General features: G+C 63.2%; 21 protein-coding genes and 2 pseudogenes. 20 read left to right on the top strand and 3 right to left on the bottom strand.

The genetic code is table 11. The annotated features are described in order from the left end of the window. Positions 1–8: 8 nt before the first annotated feature. The 6 genes from MIC97_RS21680 to MIC97_RS21705 all read left to right on the top strand — a co-directional run bounded on the left by MIC97_RS21680 (position 9) and on the right by MIC97_RS21705 (position 4,354). The gene (locus tag MIC97_RS21680) at positions 9–953 is read left to right on the top strand and encodes a DUF1403 family protein (RefSeq protein WP_239802007.1); all 945 of its coding nucleotides are present in this window, start codon (positions 9–11) and stop codon (positions 951–953) included. A gap of 2 nt (positions 954–955) precedes the next feature. Beyond that, positions 956–1,645, top strand: coding sequence for an SMC-Scp complex subunit ScpB (locus MIC97_RS21685; protein WP_239802008.1), 690 nt, complete (start codon positions 956–958; stop codon positions 1,643–1,645). Positions 1,646–1,903: 258 nt separating this feature from the next. Continuing rightward, entirely contained in the window at positions 1,904–2,470 is a 567-nt protein-coding gene (locus MIC97_RS21690) for a hypothetical protein (RefSeq protein WP_239802061.1), read from the top strand. Beyond that, positions 2,467–3,168, top strand: a complete 702-nt coding sequence (locus MIC97_RS21695; RefSeq protein ID WP_239802009.1) for a hypothetical protein — start codon at positions 2,467–2,469, stop codon at positions 3,166–3,168. Before MIC97_RS21690 ends, MIC97_RS21695 begins: the two co-directional genes overlap by 4 nt. Before the next feature lies 1 nt (position 3,169). Beyond that, positions 3,170–3,898 (top strand): hypothetical protein, encoded by a 729-nt coding sequence (locus MIC97_RS21700; RefSeq protein ID WP_239802010.1) that lies wholly within the window; start codon positions 3,170–3,172, stop codon positions 3,896–3,898. A 177-nt stretch (positions 3,899–4,075) separates the two neighbouring features. After that, positions 4,076–4,354: a hypothetical protein gene (locus tag MIC97_RS21705; protein WP_239802011.1), complete on the top strand. Its 279-nt coding sequence runs from the start codon at positions 4,076–4,078 to the stop codon at positions 4,352–4,354. A gap of 388 nt (positions 4,355–4,742) precedes the next feature. On the opposite strand, the pseudogene MIC97_RS21710 reads toward MIC97_RS21705, so the two are convergent. From MIC97_RS21710 to MIC97_RS21720, 3 genes and pseudogenes are all read right to left on the bottom strand, one after another. Next, positions 4,743–5,144: pseudogene (locus MIC97_RS21710) on the bottom strand (transposase); the annotation flags it as partial. Positions 5,145–5,192: 48 nt separating this feature from the next. Beyond that, a pseudogene (locus tag MIC97_RS21715) lies at positions 5,193–5,429 on the bottom strand (hypothetical protein); the annotation flags it as partial. 142 nt (positions 5,430–5,571) lie between these two features. Next, entirely contained in the window at positions 5,572–6,324 is a 753-nt protein-coding gene (locus MIC97_RS21720; RefSeq protein ID WP_239802012.1) for a GntR family transcriptional regulator, read from the bottom strand. 191 nt (positions 6,325–6,515) lie between these two features. Here MIC97_RS21720 and MIC97_RS21725 point away from each other — a divergent pair, with 191 nt between their 5' ends. The 14 genes from MIC97_RS21725 (at position 6,516) to MIC97_RS21790 (ending at position 19,091) form a co-directional block, all read left to right on the top strand. Continuing rightward, complete coding sequence (locus tag MIC97_RS21725) at positions 6,516–7,994, top strand: 2-hydroxymuconic semialdehyde dehydrogenase (RefSeq protein ID WP_239802013.1); 1,479 nt, start codon at positions 6,516–6,518, stop codon at positions 7,992–7,994. Between the two features lie 9 nt (positions 7,995–8,003). Next, a complete protein-coding gene (locus MIC97_RS21730) occupies positions 8,004–8,798 on the top strand; it encodes a fumarylacetoacetate hydrolase family protein (protein ID WP_239802014.1) in 795 nt (264 codons plus the stop codon). Next, complete coding sequence (locus tag MIC97_RS21735; protein WP_239802015.1) at positions 8,795–9,736, top strand: acetaldehyde dehydrogenase (acetylating); 942 nt, start codon at positions 8,795–8,797, stop codon at positions 9,734–9,736. The genes MIC97_RS21730 and MIC97_RS21735 overlap by 4 nt, the downstream gene beginning before the upstream one ends. A gap of 1 nt (position 9,737) precedes the next feature. Further along, entirely contained in the window at positions 9,738–10,772 is a 1,035-nt protein-coding gene (gene dmpG, locus MIC97_RS21740) for a 4-hydroxy-2-oxovalerate aldolase (protein WP_239802016.1), read from the top strand. Continuing rightward, a complete protein-coding gene (locus tag MIC97_RS21745) occupies positions 10,769–11,533 on the top strand; it encodes a fumarylacetoacetate hydrolase family protein (RefSeq protein ID WP_239802017.1) in 765 nt (254 codons plus the stop codon). Before dmpG ends, MIC97_RS21745 begins: the two co-directional genes overlap by 4 nt. Before the next feature lie 13 nt (positions 11,534–11,546). After that, a complete protein-coding gene (locus MIC97_RS21750; RefSeq protein WP_239802018.1) occupies positions 11,547–11,765 on the top strand; it encodes a 2-hydroxymuconate tautomerase in 219 nt (72 codons plus the stop codon). Between the two features lie 64 nt (positions 11,766–11,829). After that, positions 11,830–12,813: a catechol 2,3-dioxygenase gene (locus MIC97_RS21755; RefSeq protein WP_239802019.1), complete on the top strand. Its 984-nt coding sequence runs from the start codon at positions 11,830–11,832 to the stop codon at positions 12,811–12,813. Positions 12,814–12,834: 21 nt separating this feature from the next. After that, positions 12,835–14,388 (top strand): 4-hydroxyphenylacetate 3-hydroxylase N-terminal domain-containing protein, encoded by a 1,554-nt coding sequence (locus tag MIC97_RS21760; protein ID WP_239802020.1) that lies wholly within the window; start codon positions 12,835–12,837, stop codon positions 14,386–14,388. A 59-nt stretch (positions 14,389–14,447) separates the two neighbouring features. After that, positions 14,448–15,071: an FAD synthetase family protein gene (locus tag MIC97_RS21765; RefSeq protein ID WP_239802021.1), complete on the top strand. Its 624-nt coding sequence runs from the start codon at positions 14,448–14,450 to the stop codon at positions 15,069–15,071. Further along, a complete protein-coding gene (locus MIC97_RS21770) occupies positions 15,064–15,543 on the top strand; it encodes a flavin reductase family protein (protein WP_239802022.1) in 480 nt (159 codons plus the stop codon). Before MIC97_RS21765 ends, MIC97_RS21770 begins: the two co-directional genes overlap by 8 nt. Next, positions 15,536–16,357 carry an alpha/beta hydrolase gene (locus MIC97_RS21775; RefSeq protein WP_239802023.1) on the top strand — a complete coding sequence of 274 codons (822 nt, stop codon included), beginning with the start codon at positions 15,536–15,538 and terminating at the stop codon, positions 16,355–16,357. The genes MIC97_RS21770 and MIC97_RS21775 overlap by 8 nt, the downstream gene beginning before the upstream one ends. A 101-nt stretch (positions 16,358–16,458) precedes the next feature. Then, positions 16,459–17,253, top strand: a complete 795-nt coding sequence (locus MIC97_RS21780; protein WP_239802024.1) for an ABC transporter ATP-binding protein — start codon at positions 16,459–16,461, stop codon at positions 17,251–17,253. Between the two features lie 41 nt (positions 17,254–17,294). Beyond that, positions 17,295–18,020 carry an ABC transporter permease gene (locus MIC97_RS21785; protein ID WP_239802025.1) on the top strand — a complete coding sequence of 242 codons (726 nt, stop codon included), beginning with the start codon at positions 17,295–17,297 and terminating at the stop codon, positions 18,018–18,020. 45 nt (positions 18,021–18,065) lie between these two features. Next, complete coding sequence (locus MIC97_RS21790) at positions 18,066–19,091, top strand: ABC transporter substrate-binding protein (protein ID WP_239802026.1); 1,026 nt, start codon at positions 18,066–18,068, stop codon at positions 19,089–19,091. Positions 19,092–19,178 lie beyond the last annotated feature (87 nt).

Raw genomic sequence — 19,178 nt, forward strand, 5'->3', positions numbered from 1 at the left:
CCTTTTGCATGGCCAAATCACCCCGAAAAGCGATTCCTGCCCCACCTTCCTATCCACCCATGCCGGCGGCGCTGCGTCTGCGCGCTCTGCCGGAGGGTCCGACCGACGCCGGATTCTGGGCCGGCGCGGCGCTCGCCAGCCTGCATGCCATGGCCATCGACGAGCATCCGATCGGCAGCCTGTGGCGCGATCGCTTGGCGCTGACCAACACCGCCGCCCTGATGGGCTTTCTCGGTCGCACGGAGGACGAGGCGGCGCTGCGCGACGCGGTCAAGCTGACGCGACCGGGTGACGATCCCGGCCCGGGCGGCAAAGTGCTGATTGCGTGGCGCCGGCTGGTCGAGCGGCGCTCCCAGCTTGCCGACGACTGGTGGCTGTCGGCGTCGGCGGTTCTGCAGCTGTCGATCGATGATCCGCTGAGCAACGTCTATGCGGTCGCCGAACGGCTGGCCAAGGGGGAGGGCGATCCGATCGCCGCCGCGGCCGAGATCGTCGCGGTGACGATGAAGTTCCGGCCGAACGCCGAACTGCTGGCGCTTTGGCTCGCCGATGCGATGATCGCGGCGCGCCTCAAATGGCCGCGCCCGGTGCCGCTGCTGGCCAGTCAGATCAGGCGCAAGGATTTGCGCGGTGCGCCCGATCACCTCGAGGGCAACGGGCGCTGGTCGATCATCTGCGCCGCCGCTTATGCGCGGGCCGCGGCCCGCGCGTCTGATCTTCACGCCGATCTCTGCCGCAAGGCCACGCGGCTGCTGGAAGTGGCGCCCAAACTGCGCACCAAACATGCCGACACCGTCTTGCTCGTGCTGCTGATGGAGGATGCGCAGACGGCGCGCTCGGCTACCGATGCCATCAGCGAGCGTGCTGCCCGGCGGCTGTTTGAGCGCCTCGAGACGCTCGGCGCCGTGCGCGAGCTCACCGGCCGCTCCACTTTCCGGCTCTATGGGCTCTGACCATGGCGCGGGCTCCAAAACAGCCGGAGATTTTTGACGCCGATCTCGAGCATCTGCCGCTCGATCTGCGCTGGCGCGAATGGATGGGCCGGGTTGAGGCGGTGATCTTTGCCTCGCGCGAGCCAGTAACCCGTGAAGTGCTGGTCCGCGTGGTGGGAAAATCCTGCAACCTCGATCTCGTCATCGACGACATAAGGGAAGAACTGCGCGGCCGTCCCTACGAGCTGGTGTCGGTCGCCGGCGGCTGGCACCACCGCACGCGGCTGGCGTTTGGCGACGCGATCCGGGCGGCCATCGGCGTCAGTGACAAAGCCGTCGCGCTGTCGGAATCCGAATCCCTGGTGCTCACCACCATCGCCTACTACCAGCCGATCACACGGGCGGAGCTCTCGACCTTCTTCGGGCGCGAGATCTCGCGCGATCTGATCGGCCGCCTGCGCAGCGTCGGCTTCATCGCCTCCGGTCCGAGAAGCCCGCAGCCCGGTGCCCCCTACACCTATGTGACAACGAAAGAGTTTTTGTCGCATTTTGGCATGGACAGCCTGCGCGACCTGCCGGACATGGAGGCGCTCGAGGACGCCGGACTGCTCAGCAAGGAAAAGCTGCTCGCCGGCGACATCCCGGTAGCTGGTTCGGAACCGCATGTGGACAACGATCTGTCGCCGGAGGTTCCGAAGGAGGAAGGATTCTGACGAGTGGCATGGGTTGGGCTCGGAACCCATTAATGTGCCTTCGCGCGTGCGGATACGTTCGAGATTCATTCTCTCGGTAGAAGAAGATGGCAATTACGTCCGATGCATGGATATTGGGAGTTCCATTGGCAGGTCATGCGTGGCCAAGCTGGACTTGAAGTACCTCACCGATCTGGGACGTTGACGGCGCAGCTCGTTACATGGTTAACTGTCCGCAGTCCGAGGACAAAGGACAAAGGACAAGGGTGGGGCGTGATGATGAAAAGCCAGGATATAGTCGTCTTGCTCAAGCTGGTGAGTTTGGAGGATGACCAGCATAATTCGGGCCAGTTGCCGCCATCTCCAGAACTCGCGGCAGGAGAAGATCCATATTCCGTGCGCGGTCTCGAAGCCGCGCTCGGGATTAGCAAGACCGAGATCGGCGCGTCGATCAAGCGCAGTATCGCATCGGGCATAGCAGTCAAGGACCGGAGGACCGGTCGACCGAAGCCAAGCCGGCGTCATCTGCGCCAATTCATCGTCCACGGCTTGAAGTTCGTTTTCCCCGCAAAGGCAGGTGCCATGCAGCGCGGCTTGCCCACTGCCTTTGCGGCGCCTGTTCTTAAAGAATTCCTGCACAGCGCCGGCAGCCTCATCAGCGTGTGGCCCTACGCTCATGGCAAGGAAATGGGTCAATCGGTCGAGCCGCTCTTTAAATCCGTACCGGACGCAGCCGCGAAGGATGAACGTCTTTACGCCTATCTCGCTCTTATCGATGCTATTCGCCTTGGCAATCAGCGGGAGGCCAGTCTGGCCGCTGACTTGTTGACAAAGAGGTTGGGATGACGATCCAGGGCCAACTGAAGGAAATGCTGAAGACCGTCGCCAAAGCGCTTGGTGACGAGCTCCGTGAACAAGTGGTCTTTGTCGGCGGCTGCACAACGGCCCTTTACATAACCGACCCCGTCACGCTTGAAGGCGTCAGGGCGACCGACGATGTCGATCTGGTCGTAGATATTGCTGGCTTCGCGGAGTGGACGGAACTGATGGAGCGGTTACGCGACCGCGGCTTCTCCGAAGCGCCGGACGACGATGTCATCTGCCGCATGAAACTCGGCGAGCTCAAAGTCGACTTTATGCCGGACGACGAGACGATCCTCGGCTTCACCAACCGCTGGTACGCCAAGGGGATTGAAACATCGATCCCGGCGTTGCTCGAGGAGACGCTCGTAATCCGGCACCTCACGCCTGCCTTGTTCATCGCAACCAAGTTTGAGGCATACCGAGGACGAGGAGAAGGGGACCTCATCGGAAGCCGTGACGCTGAGGATATTCTCCTGCTCGTCGATGGGCGGGACGAACTCGTTGAGGAAATCACGGCAACCGAGACCGAGGTCCGGATCTATATCGCCGGACAAATGACCGGTTTGCTCGCAGATCCTAGCTTCGAACATTTTCTCGAAGGGAACATTCGAGGGCCCGCCGGTCGCGTTGACATCGTCTACGATCGCCTGATGGCCATAAGCCATCTCGGCGCTGACTGACATGGGCTACCAGATTACCTGGCATTCTCAGCAAGGCACGAGAACAGCCGATAACCGCGATCATGCCGGTGTGGGCATTCGGGGCAATTCTATCCTGATAATCGTTCTGGATGGATCGACGTCGGGACCGACAAGTGGCCAATTTGCCCATGAAATCTCGCGACGAATGGTGGACTGGTTCGTTGCGGAGGCCGCGGCGGTGACCGCAGAAACCATGACAGAGCAGCTGCGTGCAATGCACATAGCACTCGCGGAGAACTTCCCGTACGACTCAGCAAGTTACGCCCTTCTGTACGTAGATCCGGCGCAACCGGTCCTCGTGTTGCATGCAGGCGATTGCCTTGTCGGCAGTCGAGATGATGGACGGACAACGTGGATCCTGCAGCCGCATACACTCGAAAACGCACTCACCCCTGTCCCGATCGAAATTCTGGGCAAGGAACTTGCGCGTCATGTCCTCACGCGAAGTTACCGTTCGAAGCGCTTTATTGCTCCCGAACTGACCATTATCGAGTTGGATGATCGCCCACTGCTCATTGGGACAGACGGTTTCTGGGCAGAGCTGGACGAAGGTGACCAAATTGCCTTCGTTGAAGGCGATGATCTGACGTCCGACCATGAGCACGATGATCGAAGCGTTCTCTCTATTTCTTGGATCAAACCGGAGGGGGTCGACTCCGCTGTTCTCCGGCCTGCATCCAACCTATATTTAAGGAAAGCGTCAGGCTAGCAGACGATCATGTGTCGCAATTGCAATCCGGCGAGGGAACTGCCGGATCAGCCCAACTGGCTCTTGAGGGGTGATGGCAGAGATCGAAAAGCCGCTCCGAATGCCAGGTCATTGATCGAGGACGGACCACTCGATGATCGGCGTTGGCCCGTTGATCGAGAGTGCAGCGAGGGAAACATGAGCGAAGAGCAGCCGCTTCGTCCATCGGCCGCGTCCGACGTCATCGAAATAGACATGCTGCGCGCAGCCACGGATCGGATTTTCGAACATCGTAAGAGGCTGCGGACGACGGAGGTCAGACTCGGCTTCTGGCCCGACGGATTACGCATTGGTGTCGGCTCATCGATTGAGGTCATTCCGTGGGAACGACTGCGCAATATCACTCAGGCCGAGCTTGTCGCCGCCGTTGATCGGGTCGCGGGATATATCGAATGGCTGAAAGAGCCGCCGCGATAATCCCGGGGGAGCGACATCGGATCAGAAAGGCGCGGAGTTCGATTGCGGAACTTTCCAATGCAAGAGGCCCCCTCAACATGGGATGAGACACCGTTGATCGTCATGTTCGCGCGATTGGGATAGTCAGGCTATCGGGGCTTACGACCCCATGGCTGGTTTTCGATGGCGATCCTCGGTGTTGAGGTAGCCCCTTACCCGTCGTCACGACGGGAACATGCCGGCGCCATTGCCATTGCGACGTGCGTACAGGCATACCCGACGGCCATGAGCGTGATCGAAGCCAGGGGGACGAGCACATTTGGGCCGGAGGGCAAACCGGCGACGGAATCGGCAAACAGCGCGTAGACGAGCATGAGGATGTTGGCGGCTAGGAAACTGTAGAAGAGCTCCGGGAGACCTGGCTTTTGGAGATGCCGCTTATGCCCATGGCCTTGACGAGATCATCGACGGATCGGGTCGAAACGCCTTGGATGTAAGCCTCTTGGATAACCGCCGTCAGGGCCTTCTCTGCCATGCGGCGTGGTTCGAGAAAGCTCGGGAAATAGCTGCCTGTGCGAAGCTTGGGAATGCGAAGCTCGACGGTGCCCGCCCGTGTCTCCCAATCCCGGTCGCGATAACCGTTACGTTGGGCCAGTCGGAAGCCATTCTTCTCGCCGTATCCAGCGCCCGTCTTCGCGCTCACCTCCAGCGCCATCAGCTTCTCGGCTGCAAAGCCGATCATCTCGCGCAGCAAATCGGCATCGGCGCTCTTCTCAACGAGTGAGCGCAGGTTCATCATGTCGTCGGTCATCGGTGGTGTCCTTCAGGTTGGCTCTAAGCAACCCGACCCTACCGGAAATCACCGATGGCTATGAAATCCAGCTACACCACATCCTGGGACACGATCTTGGGTTGAACGCGTCCTTGTTTCGAGGATTGCCCAGACGACGTTTAGGCGCCGTCGCGCGAGGGCGATGACTGCCTGGTTATGACGTTTTCCCTCGGTTCTCTTTCGGTCGTAGAAGGCGCGGCTTTCCGGGTCTACGAGAGCGTCGAAGGCGGAATGGAAGAAAACGCGTTTGAGGGCTTTGTTGCCAGCGGTGGATCGTCGGAGGTTCTGGATTTCCGTGACTGGCGCAGGGCGGGGTGACCCCGTCAGCGGATGTGTCTGCGTCCTCGGTCTGTCGCTATGACAGCGACGTAAAAATCGCCGCTGGTTCAGGAGCCTGGTCGTATTTTCAGCCGGATGATACCGTCCCCGCGGGTTTCTTGGACTCTCCATCGAGCGTGCGCACCAACTCCTCGGCTGATCGGGGAAGGTATTCCGCGACGTCGTTGACAGAAGTGTCGATATGGGCCTCGATCAGGTTTACGCAGCGCTCCACGTCTCCCTCGATGGCGGATTCGAAAATAGCCGCGTGCTCCTTGCGGACATCGCGATGCTTGCGATTATTCTTGAGCGCGAGACGCAGATAGCGATTGCTGTGCTCGTGCAGAAGCTGCCGGAAATCGATCAACCAGCTGTTGCGGCAATTCTGCACGAGGCAATCGTGGAAAACCTTGTTGCGCTGATGCCACTCTGTGGCGAGCTCAAGATTCTCCTCAGTGAGCATTCTGTCCTCGATGAGCTTCAGCTTGCGATAGGCCGCGAAGAGATTGCCTTCCCAATTGTCGTCGCGATGCGCGAGCGATGAGCGTAGCGCGCCAACTTCGATGATCTTGCGGGCCTCGCTGATATTTCGGAAGTCGTCATAGCTCAACTCTCGCACGCGAAAGCCGCGTTGGCGCTCCGTCGTCACCAGGTTGTCGATCAGGAGCCGCGACAGCGCCTCGCGCATCGTGGCGGTGGAAACGTCAAACTCGCGGCGGAGATTGTCGACCAGCAGATGCGCCCCCGGCGGCAGTTCGAAACTCAGGATCTGCCGCTTCAGCTCGGTGCGCACGGCTTCAATTGCCGTTGGTTTGGTGGTGGGACGGGTATCGATGACCATGGTGACCAAGACAGTGAGACACTCGCCAAACCTATGCCGACGACTGCGATAAATCAACGATTTCCGAAGGCAAATTGGTAGTGAGATTTACAAAAACGTTTTTGATGTTGACGAAACGATTTTGATCCGCCATCAATTTGGACAGAGCGGCGCAGGCACGAGACCGAACCGTACCTGGGAGGAGAGACAAGATGCTGCAGCAACCAATTCTGCCCGAACATGGGTTGTTCATCGACGGCGCCTATGTCCCGGCTACCTCGGGACGGATGTTCGAGAAGATCTCGCCCGTCAGCGGCAGCGTCATTGCCAAGGTGCACGAGGCCGGCCGCGAGGATGTCGATCGCGCCGTGCGGGCGGCCAAGGCGGCGCTGTCCGGCCCCTGGGGCAAGATGACCGTGGTCGAGCGCGCCGGGCTGTTGCAGGACCTGTCGCGCGCCATCAATGACCGGTTCGACGATTTTCTCGAGGCGGAAATTGCCGATACCGGCAAGCCGAGAAGCCTTGCCCGGATGGTGGATATTCCGCGCGGCGGCGCCAATTTCGCTACCTTCGCCGACATGATCAAGAATCTGGGTGCGGAGTTTTTCGAGACCGCCACGCCCGATGGCGGTCGCGCCATCAATTATGGCGTCCATCGCCCCAAGGGGGTGATCGCGGTCATCAGCCCGTGGAACCTGCCGCTGCTGCTGATGACCTGGAAAGTCGGACCGGCCATGGCCTGCGGCAATACGGTGGTTGTCAAGCCATCCGAAATCACGCCGCACACCGCCACGCTTCTGGGTGAGGTGATGAATGCGGTCGGTATTCCCAAGGGCGTCTATAACGTCATTCACGGCTTTGGCCCCAATTCGGCCGGCGAGTTCCTGACCCAGCATCCGCTGGTGGATGGCATCACCTTCACCGGCGAGACGCGCACCGGCGAAGCCATCATGAAGCAGGCCGCTGTCGGTCTGCGCGATATTTCCTTCGAGCTGGGCGGCAAGAACGCCGCCATCGTCTTTGCCGATGCCGACCTGGACAAGGCGGTTGCGGGTACCATGCAGTCGGCGTTTTCCAATTGTGGCCAGGTGTGCCTGGGCACCGAGCGGGTCTATGTCGAGCGCTCGGTCTATGGCGAGTTCGTGTCCCGGCTGAAAAAGGGCGCCGAGGGCCTGGTCCTGGGCGGTCCCGACACACCCGGCGTGAGCATGGGGCCGCTGGTCTCGGAGGAGCATCGCGACAAGGTCCTATCCTATTATCGCCTGGCTGAGGAAGAAGGCGCGACGGTCGTCACCGGCGGCGGCGTGCCGCAATTCGGCGACGAGCGGGATGGGGGCTTTTTCATCCAGCCGACGATCTGGACCGGCCTTCCCGACACCAGCCCGATCATCCGCGAGGAGATCTTTGGCCCCTGCTGCCATATCCGCCCCTTCGACAGCGAAGAGGAAGTGATCGCGCTGGCCAATGACAGCGACTACGGCCTGTGCAGCGCCATCTGGACCGAGAACCTGTCGCGGGCGCATCGGGTGGCGCCGCAGATCGAGGTCGGGCTGGTCTGGGTCAATTCGTGGTTCCTGCGCGACCTGCGCACCGCCTTCGGCGGGTCCAAGAAGTCCGGCATCGGCCGCGAGGGCGGCGAGCATTCGCTCGAATTCTATACCGAGCGCGCCAATATCTGCGTGAAGCTCTAGGGGGCGGGGATGGAAGACGCAATCCGCCAGGCCGCCAGCGCCCTTGCCAATGCCGCGCGCCATCGCGCGCCGATCGCCCCGATCAGGCCCGAGCTGGGCGCGGGGGCCGGCATCGACGCCGCCTATGCCGTGCAGGAAGAAGTGACCAAGGCCGCGCTCGGCGAGGGGCGGCGTCTCGTCGGCCGCAAGATCGGCCTCACCTCCGAAGCGGTGCAGGCGCAACTGGGCGTCGACCAGCCCGATTACGGCATGCTGTTCGCCGATATGGAATATGCCGATGGGCAGACCATTCCGGCGGGCCTGTTGATCCAGCCCAAGGTCGAAGCCGAAGTGGCGTTCGTCCTGGGGCGCGATCTGCCGGGCGAGGACATCACGGCCAGCGAGCTGATCCGCGCCATCGACCATGCGCTGCCCGCCATGGAAATCGTCGACAGCCGCATCCGCGACTGGAAGATCGGCATTCTCGACACCATCGCCGACAATGCGTCCTCGGGGGTCTATGTCCTCGGTTCGCGCCCCGTCCGGCTGGCCGATTTCGAGCCGCGGCTATGCGGCATGGTGATGGAGCGGGCCGGCGAGCCGGTCAGCTTCGGCGCCGGGGCCGCCTGTATGGGCAATCCACTGATCGCCTCGCTCTGGCTGGCGCGCCGCATGGCGCAGGTCGGCCGCCCGCTCGGCGCCGGGGACGTGATCCTGTCGGGCGCGCTGGGCCCGATGGTGGCGGTCCGTCCGGGCGACGCCTTCCGCGTGGCCATCAACGGGCTGGGCGAAGTCAGCGCCCGCTTTGCCAGAGGGGAGGAATGACCATGGCGCACAAGGTGGCGATCATCGGTTCGGGCAATATCGGCACCGACCTGATGATGAAGATACTCAAGGGCTCCAACGAGCTCGAAATGGCGGCGATGGTCGGCATCGACCCTGAAAGCGACGGGTTGTCCCGCGCGCGCACGCTGGGCGTGGCGACGACGCATGAGGGGCTGGACGGGCTGCGCGCCCTGCCGGGTTACGGGGATATTTCCATCGTCATGGATGCGACCTCGGCCTATGCGCACAAGGTGCACCATCCGGTGCTGATCGCCGATGGCAAGCAGGTCATCGATCTCACCCCAGCCGCCATCGGTCCCTTCGTGGTGCCGCCGGTCAATCTGGAAGAAAACCGGACGGCGACGGCGCTCAACATGGTGACTTGCGGCGGGCAGGCGACCATTCCCATGGTGCATGCGGTGCGGCGCGCGGTCGACCGGCTGCTTTATGCCGAGATCGTGGCGTCGGTGTCCTCGCGATCGGCGGGACCGGGGACGCGCGCCAATATCGACGAATTCACCCAGACCACCAGCCGAGCCATCGAAAAGGTGGGCGGCGCCGAGCGTGGCAAGGCGATCATCGTGCTCAATCCGGCCGAGCCGCCGATGCTGATGCGCGACACGGTGTTCGCCCTCAGCGAGGGGGGCAGCGAAGAGGCGATCCGCGAGAGCATCGAGCGCATGGTCGAGCAGGTGCAGAGCTATGTGCCCGGCTACCGGCTCAAGCAACAGGTGCAGTTCGAGCGGATCGGCGACAATGCCCCGCTCAACGTGCCGGGTGTCGGCAAGGTGTCGGGCCTCAAGACCTCGATCTTCATCGAGGTGGAAGGCAATGGCGACTACTTCCCGACCTATGCCGGCAATCTCGACATCATGACCTCGGCGGCCAAGGCCACGGCGGAAAGCTGGGTCCGGGCGCAGACTGGAAAGGTGGCCTGACATGGCGATCACCGATAAATCCCGCCTCTATATCCAGGACGTGACGCTGCGCGACGGCATGCATGCCCTGCGCCATCAGGCCGATCTCGATGCGGTGGCCCAGGTGGCCGGCGCGCTCGACAAGGCGGGCGTCGACGCGCTGGAGGTCACGCATGGCGACGGGCTGTCCGGCTCGTCCTTCAACTATGGTTTCGGCAGCCATTCCGATCTGGAATGGATCGAAGCGGCCGCGAGCGCGGTCAAGAATGCACGCATCACCGTGCTGCTGGTGCCCGGCATCGGGCTCGCCGACGACCTCAAGGCGGCGTACGCCGCCGGCGCCCGCTCGGTGCGCATCGCCACCCATTGCACCGAGGCCGACGTGTCGCGCCAGCATATCAAGGTGGCGCGCGACCTGGGCTATGACACGGCCTGCTTCCTGATGATGGCGCATATGACCTCGCCCGAGGCGCTGCTGGAACAGGCCAGGCTGATGGAAAGCTATGGCGCGGAATGCGTCTATGTGGTGGACAGCTCCGGCGCCATGCTGCCCGAGGATGTCACCGCCCGCGTCGCGGCGCTGCGGACGGGGCTCGCACCGCAGACCGAAGTGGGCATCCATACCCATGAAAACCTGCATCATGGCGTTGCCAATGCGGTGGCCGGGGTGCGGGCCGGGGCGGTGCGGGTCGATGGCTCGCTCGCCGGGCTCGGCGCGGGGGCCGGCAATGCGCCCATCGAGGCGCTGGTCGCGGTGTTCGACCGGCTGGGCATGAAGACGGGCTGCGATTTCGCCAAGCTGTCCGCAGCTGCCGACGATCTGGTGCGGCCGCTGATGGATCGGCCGGTGCGGGTCGACCGCGAAAGCCTGATGCTGGGCTATGCCGGCGTCTACTCCAGCTTCCTGCGCCATGCCGAAAAGGCGGCCAAGGATTATGGCATTCCCGCTTCGAGCATCCTGGTCGAGCTGGGCCGCCGCAAGATGATCGGCGGCCAGGAAGACATGATCGTCGATGTGGCGCTCGATCTGATCGCCGCGCAGGAGGCGACGTCATGACCGCACTTGCGGCGACCGCCGAACGGCTGGACCAGGCGATCCGGACGGCCACGGCCACCCATCAGATGCCCGAAGCCGAGCAGTTCGATGCCGCCACCGGCTATGCCGTGCAGGCGATGGGGATCGAATTGCGCCGCCGTCGCGGCGAGCGGGTGATCGGCGTCAAGATGGGCCTCACCAGTCGCGCCAAGATGGCGCAGGTGGGCGTCGATGAAGTGACCTGGGGCCGGCTGACCGACGCCATGCGGCGGGAGGAGGGCGGGAGTCTGGTTCGTGCCGATTTCATCCACCCGCGTGCCGAGCCTGAAATCGCCTTCATCCTCAAGCGCCGGCTGACCGGCACGGTGAGTCTGGTCGAAGCGGCGCTCGCCATCGAGGCGGTGGCGCCCGCCATCGAGATCATCGACTCGCGCTACGAGAACTTCCGCTTCTCGCTGGGCGATGTGGTGGCCGACAATTCTTCGTCCGCCGCCTTCTTCCTGGGCCCCTATGCCCGGCCCGACCTGGATGTCGCCAATCTGGGCATCGTGCTCAGCATCGATGGCCGGCCGCGCGAGATCGGTTCGTCGGCGGCGATCCTGGGGCATCCGCTGCGGGCGCTCGTCGCCGCGGCGGAGATGACCGCGCGCGCGGGCCATGTGCTGGAAGCCGGCGATATCGTGCTGGCGGGCGCGGCCACGGCGGCGGTGCCGCTTGAGGCCGGCATGCAGGTCGAGGCCGAGATGCAGTCGCTCGGCCGGGTCGGTTTTTCGGTCGTGTGAGAGGAGAAGACCCATGCCGCTAGTCGAAATCACCATCATCGAGGGACGCAGCCCGGAACAGAAGCGGGCGCTGCTCTCGGAAGTCACCGGAGCCGTCGAGCGCGCCATTGCCGCGCCACGGGAGACGATCCGCATCGCGATCCGCGAATTGCCCGCCGAACACTGGGCAATCGGAGGCCTGTCGATCGCCGAGAGGCGGGCCAAGGAGGCCGATACGCCGAAAGCGGGCTGAGCGCCGGGAGGAAAACGGCCGATTCAGAACCGCCTGTTCAGTCAATTTCAAAGGAGGAGTGGAAATGACCTACAAGGAACCCATCCACGACGTGGCCCAACTGGCCCATGTGGAGATGTATTCGCCGGACGTGGACGCCACGGTCGGATTTTTTCGTGACCTGCTGGGCATGTCGGTCACGGCGCGCGAAGGCAATTCGGTGCATATGCGCGCCTATGAGGACTTCTATGCCCGGTCCTTGACCATCACATATCGCGATAAGCCGGGTCTCGGTCATATGGGCTGGCGTTCGTTCTCGCCGCAGGCGCTGGAGCGGCGGGCCAAGGCCATCGAGGCCACGGGCCTGGGCAAGGGATGGATCGAGGGTGATTTCGGCCATGGCCGCGCTTATGTGTTCCAGACGCCCGACGGGCACATGAACCGCATCTTCTGGGACGTGGAGTACTTCCAGTGCGCGGAAGAGGACTTGTCCTGCCTCATCAACCGCCCACAGCGTCGCCCGCTGCACGGCGTGCCGGTGCGCCGCCTGGATCACGTCAACATCATGGCCTCGGACGTGTCGGCGACACGCGGCTTCTATGAAGACGCGCTGGGCTTCCGGACGCGCGAGAACATCATCCTGGGCGGCGAAGTCGAGGCAGGCGCCTGGATGTCGGTCAGCCCGCAGGTGCATGAAATCGCCTGCATGCTGGACCGCTCCGGTTCCAAGGGCCGCTTCCACCATGTCGCCTTCTGGTATGGTGCGCCGCAGCATCTGAGCGATATCGGCGACGTTTTCGCCGAGCGTGGCATCAAGGTCGAAGCCGGTCCGGGCAAGCACGGCATCAGCCAGGCGCTGTTCATGTATGTCTATGAGCCGGGCGGCAACCGCGTCGAACTGTTCGGCGACAGCGGTTATCTGATCCACGATCCGGCATGGAAGACGCGCACCTGGACCGAGGAAAACCTCGATCGGGGCATCATCTTCTACGGCTCGCCCGTGCCCCAGGAATTCTTCCTTTACGGCACGCCCGATCTTCCCACCGCCGCTGCGGCGGCAGCCGAATAGCCGGCTGCAAGGAGCAAGACAATGGATAAGGTCGTTTCCACCGTAACCCCCTATACCGGGGCCGAATACCTGGATAGCCTGCGTGACGCGCGAGCCGTCTACATCCATGGCGAGCGGGTCAAGGACGTCAGTGCCCACCCCGCCTTCCGCAACTCGGCGCGCATGGTGGCGCGCTGGTACGACCATCTCAACGCCAACAAGGAACGGCTGGGGCGCCCCACCGACACCGGCTCGGGCGGCTGGACGCATCCGTTCTTCAAGGGCGCCAAATCGATCCAAGACATGATCGACGGCCGTGACGCGATCGCCGAGACGCAGCGCGTCGCCTATGGCTGGATGGGTCGCGCGCCCGACTACAAGGCCTCGTTCCTGGGCACGCTGGGCGCCAATGCGGAGTTCTACCGCGAATACAAGGATAATGCGCTCTCTTGGTATCGGCGCACCCAGGAGCGGCTGGACTACTGGAACCACGCCATCGTCAATCCGCCGATCGACCGGCACCTGTCGGTCGAGGATGCGGGCGGCGTGTTCATGCATGTGGAGAAGGAAACCGATGCCGGGCTGATCGTGTCCGGCGCGAAGGTGGTCGCCACCGGCTCGGCCCTGACCCACGCCAATTTCGTCGCCCATTACGGGGTGCCGATCAAGGAGAAGAAATACGCCCTGATCTTCACCGCGCCGATCGGCTCGGAAGGGATCAAGCTGATCAGCCGTGCCTCCTATGAACTGAATGCGGCGGTCATGGGCTCGCCCTTCGACTATCCGCTGTCGAGCCGTCTCGATGAGAACGACGCCATCCTGGTCTTCGACAAGGTGCTGGTTCCCTGGGAGAACGTCTTCGTCTATGGCGACATCGAGGCCGTGAACGGGTTCGTGCCCGCATCGGGGTTTGCGCCGCGCTTCACGCTGCACGGCGTCACCCGATTGGCGGTCAAGCTCGACTTCATCGCGGGCCTGTTCTCCAAAGCCTTGGAAGCGACCGGATCGGGCGCCTTCCGCGGGCCGCAGACGGCGGTGGGCGAGGTGATCGCCTGGCGCAACCTATTCTGGAGCCTTTCGGACGCCATGGTCAAAAGCGCGGCGCTGTGGCCCGGCACCGACGGCTATTACCAGCCCGACATGAATGCGGGTTCGGCCTATCGCGTGTTCGCGCCCATGGCCTATAGCCGCATCAAGGAGCTGATCGAGCGCCATGTCGCGTCCGGGCTGATCTACCTGCCGTCCTCGGCGCTGGATTTCCAGAACGAGGAACTGCGGCCGCTGCTCGACCGCTTCGTGCGCGGTTCGAACGGCATCGTGGCGGTGGATCGGGTGAAGCTGCTCAAGCTGTTGTGGGATGCATTGGGTTCGGAGTTCGGGGGGCGCCACCAGCTCTACGAAATGAACTATGCCGGCAGCTATGAGGGCATCCGCATCGAAACCATGCTCGGCGCGCAGGCGACGGGCGACCTCGATCGCATGCGGGCCTTTGTCGATCAGTACATGTCCGAATACGACCTGACGGGCTGGACCGCGCCGGACATGGTGAACCCCACCGACGTCAACCGACTGGTTGCCGGCTTCCAGAGCCGCTGAGGAAACACCCGGCGGGCGGGCTCCGCCTGCCGGGACCACCCTGATCGGGAGGTCCGGCTATGTTTAGTGATTTCTGCGGCGTCCGCACCCAGGTGCTGCCCGAAGGGCGGCTGGAGCTGGGGGCGAGCGTGGTGACGATCGGCGCCTTCGACGGCATGCATCTGGGCCACCAGGCGCTGGTACGACGGATGGTGGCCGAGGCGCGGGCGCTTGGCCTGCCCTCGGTGGTCTGGACCTTCGATCCGCCACCCCGGGTGTTTTTCACCGGCGTCCAACAGCTGTCGACGCTGGACGAGAAGCTGGTGCGGATGGCGACCATCGGGCCGGACCATATCGTGGTGGCCTCGTTCACCGAGACCTACCGGCAGCGCAGTGCCGAGGATTTCATCGAAGGCCTGCGCCGGATCGGCCCGGCGCGTATCCTGGTCGGCGCCGATTTCCGCTTCGGCGCGCAACAGACCGGGGATGTGGAACTCCTGGCGCGGCATTTCGACGTGAAGGTGTTCGATCCGGTGCGCTGCCCGGACAGCGAGGTCGTCTCCTCGTCGCGTATCCGCAGGCTGCGCCGCGAGGGGCGGCGCGACCTTGCCGATCTTATTCACGGCTGTCCCGACGCCACCGCGCTGGTCGCGGGGTGGATGTTGCTGGACCAGTCGCCACTCTGGGAGGAGTTCCATGCCTGAAATTGACGGGCTAGCCTTGCGAAAAGCCTGCGGGCGCTTTGCCACCGGCGTGACCGTGGTCACCACGACCGATGCCGGGGGCGACCATGGCTTGACGGCCAATGCCTTCATGTCGGTGTCGCTCGATCCGCCGCTGATCATGGTGTCGCTCGACAACCGGGCCAAGATGCTGGAACGGCTGCGCGCCTCGGGGCGCTATGCGGTCAGCATCCTGGCGGCGGGCATGGAGCGCACGGCGCTGCATTTTGCCGGCCGCTACGATCCCGATCTGACCGAGATCCTCAAGGCGCGCGGTGACCTGCCGGTGGTGCCGGGCGCGGCGGTGCATTTGCTGGCCGACGTGGTCAGCGAGGTTCCGGCCGGGGATCACACGCTGTTTATCGGGCATGTGAGGGATATTCATCACGACGAGGACGTTGCGCCGCTGCTGTTCTGGTCCGGCCAATTCCAGAGGTTAATGGACCATGCCTGACAATCGGGAAATCGGCCGCCAGATCAGTGTTGGCGGCATCGGAACGAATTATCACGATGTTGGCCAGGGGCGGCCAGTGGTGTTCATTCATGGTTCGGGGCCAGGCGTTTCGGCCTGGGCGAACTGGCGGCTCAATCTCGAGCCGGTCGCCGCGCACGGGCTGCGCTGCATCGCGCCGGACATGCTGGGCTTCGGCTATACCGATGCGCCCTCCGACATGAGGTTCACCGCCGAGCGATGGGTCGAGCACTTCGCCGGTTTCGTCGACGCGTTGGGCGAGGACAAGATCTCGATCGTCGGCAATTCTTTCGGCGGTGCCATTGCGCTGGCCTATGCGGTGCGCTTTCCCGAACGGGTCGACCGGCTGGTGCTGATGGGGGCGGTGGGCCTCGATTTCCCGATTACCCGCGAACTCGACCAGGTGTGGGGCCATGTGGCGACGCTGGAAAACATGCGCGAGATGATGAAAATCTTCGCCTGGGACCAGTCGCTGATCAATGACGACCTGGCGGAAATCCGCCATCGCGCCACCACCCGGGCCGGCGTGATGGAAGCCTTTTCGGCGATGTTTCCCGAGCCGCGGCAGGCGGCCTTGCGGGCACTGGCCTCGCGCGAGGAAGACGTTGCCGGGGTGCGGGCGCCGACGCTGGTCATCCATGGCCGCGACGACCGGGTGATCCCGGTCGATGTGTCCAGGCGCCTCTTTGAACTGCTGCCCAATGCCGAGCTGCACCTGTTCTCCAATTGCGGTCACTGGACACAGATCGAGAAGGCCGCACGCTTCAATGCCATAGTCGGCGACTTCATGAGCTGAGGTGGCCCGATAACTGAGGTGGCGCCAAAGCCGATGCCCCCAGAGATACCCCGATAAGGCCCATAACGCGGAGGACCCGGCAGTGAGAGCCGGGTGACAGAATGACCTATGCCAATAGCCCTGATGTGAAGGGCGAAACTATCCAATTGCGGGGGGTGTCAAAAACCTACACGACCGCCAAGGGCTCGCTGCCGGTGTTGCGCGACGTCGACCTTCAGATCGAAGCCGGAGAGTTCGTCTCTTTTGTCGGGCCGTCGGGATGCGGGAAATCCACCTTGCTGAAGATCATCGCGGGGCTGGTCGGCTATGACGAGGGCACCGTCACCATCGGTGGCCAGCCGCCGCGCGAAGGACGCGAGGATATCGGCTTCATGCTACAACAGTCAGTGCTGATGCCCTGGCTCAATGTGAGCAAGAATGTCGAGCTGCCCTTCGTGATCGCCCGCCGCCGCGGGCCCGACACGCCCAAGCGCGTGGCGGACCTGCTCGAGCTGGTTGGCTTGTCGCATGCCGCGACGCTCAATTCGTGGGAGCTTTCCGGGGGCATGCAGCAGCGCGTGGCGCTTGCCCGCGCCCTGGCGCTCGATCCGGGTGTCATGCTGATGGACGAGCCGTTCTCGGCGCTCGATGAGTTCAAGCGCGAATATCTCAATATCGAGGTGGCGCAGATGGCGGACCGGCTGGGCACGACGACGATCCTCGTCACCCACAGCATCGGCGAGGCCGTTTTGATGTCCGACCGTATCATCGCCCTGGGGGCCAATCCGGGGCGCATCGTCGGCGATATCGCCGTCGATCTTCCGCGCCCGCGACACCGGGACATGGTTGGCAGCGACCGGTTCCAGAAAATCAGCAATGCGGTGCGCGATGCCCTGTCCATCGGTTTTGAGGTATAAGCGAAATGAGCTATTCGACTTGGTACCGGGTCGGCCTGCCTGTGGCGGTGACCGCGATCGCCATCGGCATCTGGCAGGCCCTGAGCAGCTTGGGCGTGACCAATCCCATCATGGTGCCCTCGCCGCTGGATATCGCGGTAGCCTTCGCTGAATTGGTGACCCGCGGCTATTTCTGGGCCGCCACCTGGATCACGCTGCAGGAAACCGTGCTGGGTTTTGCCATCGGCGTGTCGCTGGGGCTGATAATCGGCGCGTTGACGGGAACGTTCCGTACCTTCCGCACCGCCTTTTATCCGCTCGTCGTCGCCTTCCAGAATACGCCGCGCGTGGCTTTGGCGCCCATTTTCCTGACCTGGTTCGGTTTCGGCATCACCTCAAAGGTGGTGATGGCAGCAGTGATCTGCTTCTTCCCCGTCGTCATCAACACCGTCGCCGGCATTGCCGGCGTCGACGACAACGCCAAGACGCTGTTCCGCTCGATGGGCGCGAGCAAGATGCAGACCTTTTTCCGCCTGACCCTGCCAGGGGCGTCGGCGGTGGCGTTTGCCGGGGTCAAGACGGCGCTGACCCTGGCGCTGCTCGGGGCGATCGTCGGCGAATTCGTCGGTGCTTCCGAAGGGCTGGGCGTGCTGATCAAGGAGCTGAATTTCCAGCTCGAGGTCGCCAAGGGCTTCGCTGTGGTCATCTTCCTGGCGGTGATCGGGCTGGTGCTCTACGGCCTGATCGAACTCATCGAAAAACACCTGATCACCTGGGTGCGTGACTGATCGCGCGCCCTCGTTTCCAACCATCGCATCAACAAGGAGGAAGACATGAACAAACTGAGGAAAATACTGGCGCCTGTGGCGCTCGGCGTTCTGGCGCTGCAAAGCGCCGGGGCGGGGGCGCAAGAGCTGACGCCGGTGGAAGTGCTGCTACCGATCCCGGAGGGGTTGGCGTTCACGCCGCTGATCGTCGCCCGGGAGACAGGCCTGTTTGCCGAGCAAGGTATTAACGTCTCCACCATGGTGGCGGATGGGTCGGGCTATCTCTCGCAGCAGATCGTGGCGGGAAATGCCAATTTCGCGCTGATGGGCGCGGCAGATGCGATCGTGGCCTATAACAAGCGCAACGACGTCCGCGTGCTGTTCTGCAATCAGGTCAAGAACGTCTATCGCATCGTCGCCCGGGCCGATACCGGCATTACGGGGATGGCGGGCCTGGAAGGGCGTGCGCTGGGCTATACCGAACCGGGTGGCGGCGAAAGCCAGCTGGTCTCGGCCGCGATTGCCGAGGCTGGTCTGGTGGTCAACCAGTCCATTACGCTGGTGCCGATCGGGGCGGCTGGGCCGCAGTCGCTGATCGCCCTGCAGAACGATACCGTGCAGGCCTATAGTTCCAGCTTCCCCGACGTCGCCGTGCTGGCCGCTTCGGGCATCGAATGGGTCGACATCACTCCGAGCAAATATTCCAACGTGCCCGGCGCTTGCATGGTGACCACCGAGCAGGTGCTTGCTACCGACGAGGGGCTGAAGACGGCCAAGGCGCTGGCCACCGGCTGGGTGCAGGGGCAGTATTTCGCCATAGAGAACAGCGATGCGGCCTTCGATCAGGTCTGCGCCGCCATCGAAGTCGCCTGCGAGAACGAAGTCACGGCCCGTGCGCTGTATAAGGAAGCCCTTAACCTCATCACGCCTGAGGCAGGCCAGCGTCCCGGGGCACTTAATCGAGCCTCCTGGCAGACTGTCGTGGAAATCGTCTCGGCAAATGGGGTCGTGCCAGCCGATCTGGATGTATTGCCGCTGATCTCCGGCGAGCGTGTGCAGGCGGTCGTCGACGCTGCATATGATGGACATTGAACCGGGCAACATTGTCAGCTAGCCAATCGAGGGTCGCGAAGCTGCAATAGACCATGGCCCACTGGGATTGGGCGGTTCGTGGCGGGG

It is taken from the genome of Aquamicrobium sp. NLF2-7 (genome assembly GCF_022359935.1).
In the GTDB taxonomy this organism is placed as follows: domain Bacteria; phylum Pseudomonadota; class Alphaproteobacteria; order Rhizobiales; family Rhizobiaceae; genus Mesorhizobium; species Mesorhizobium lusatiense.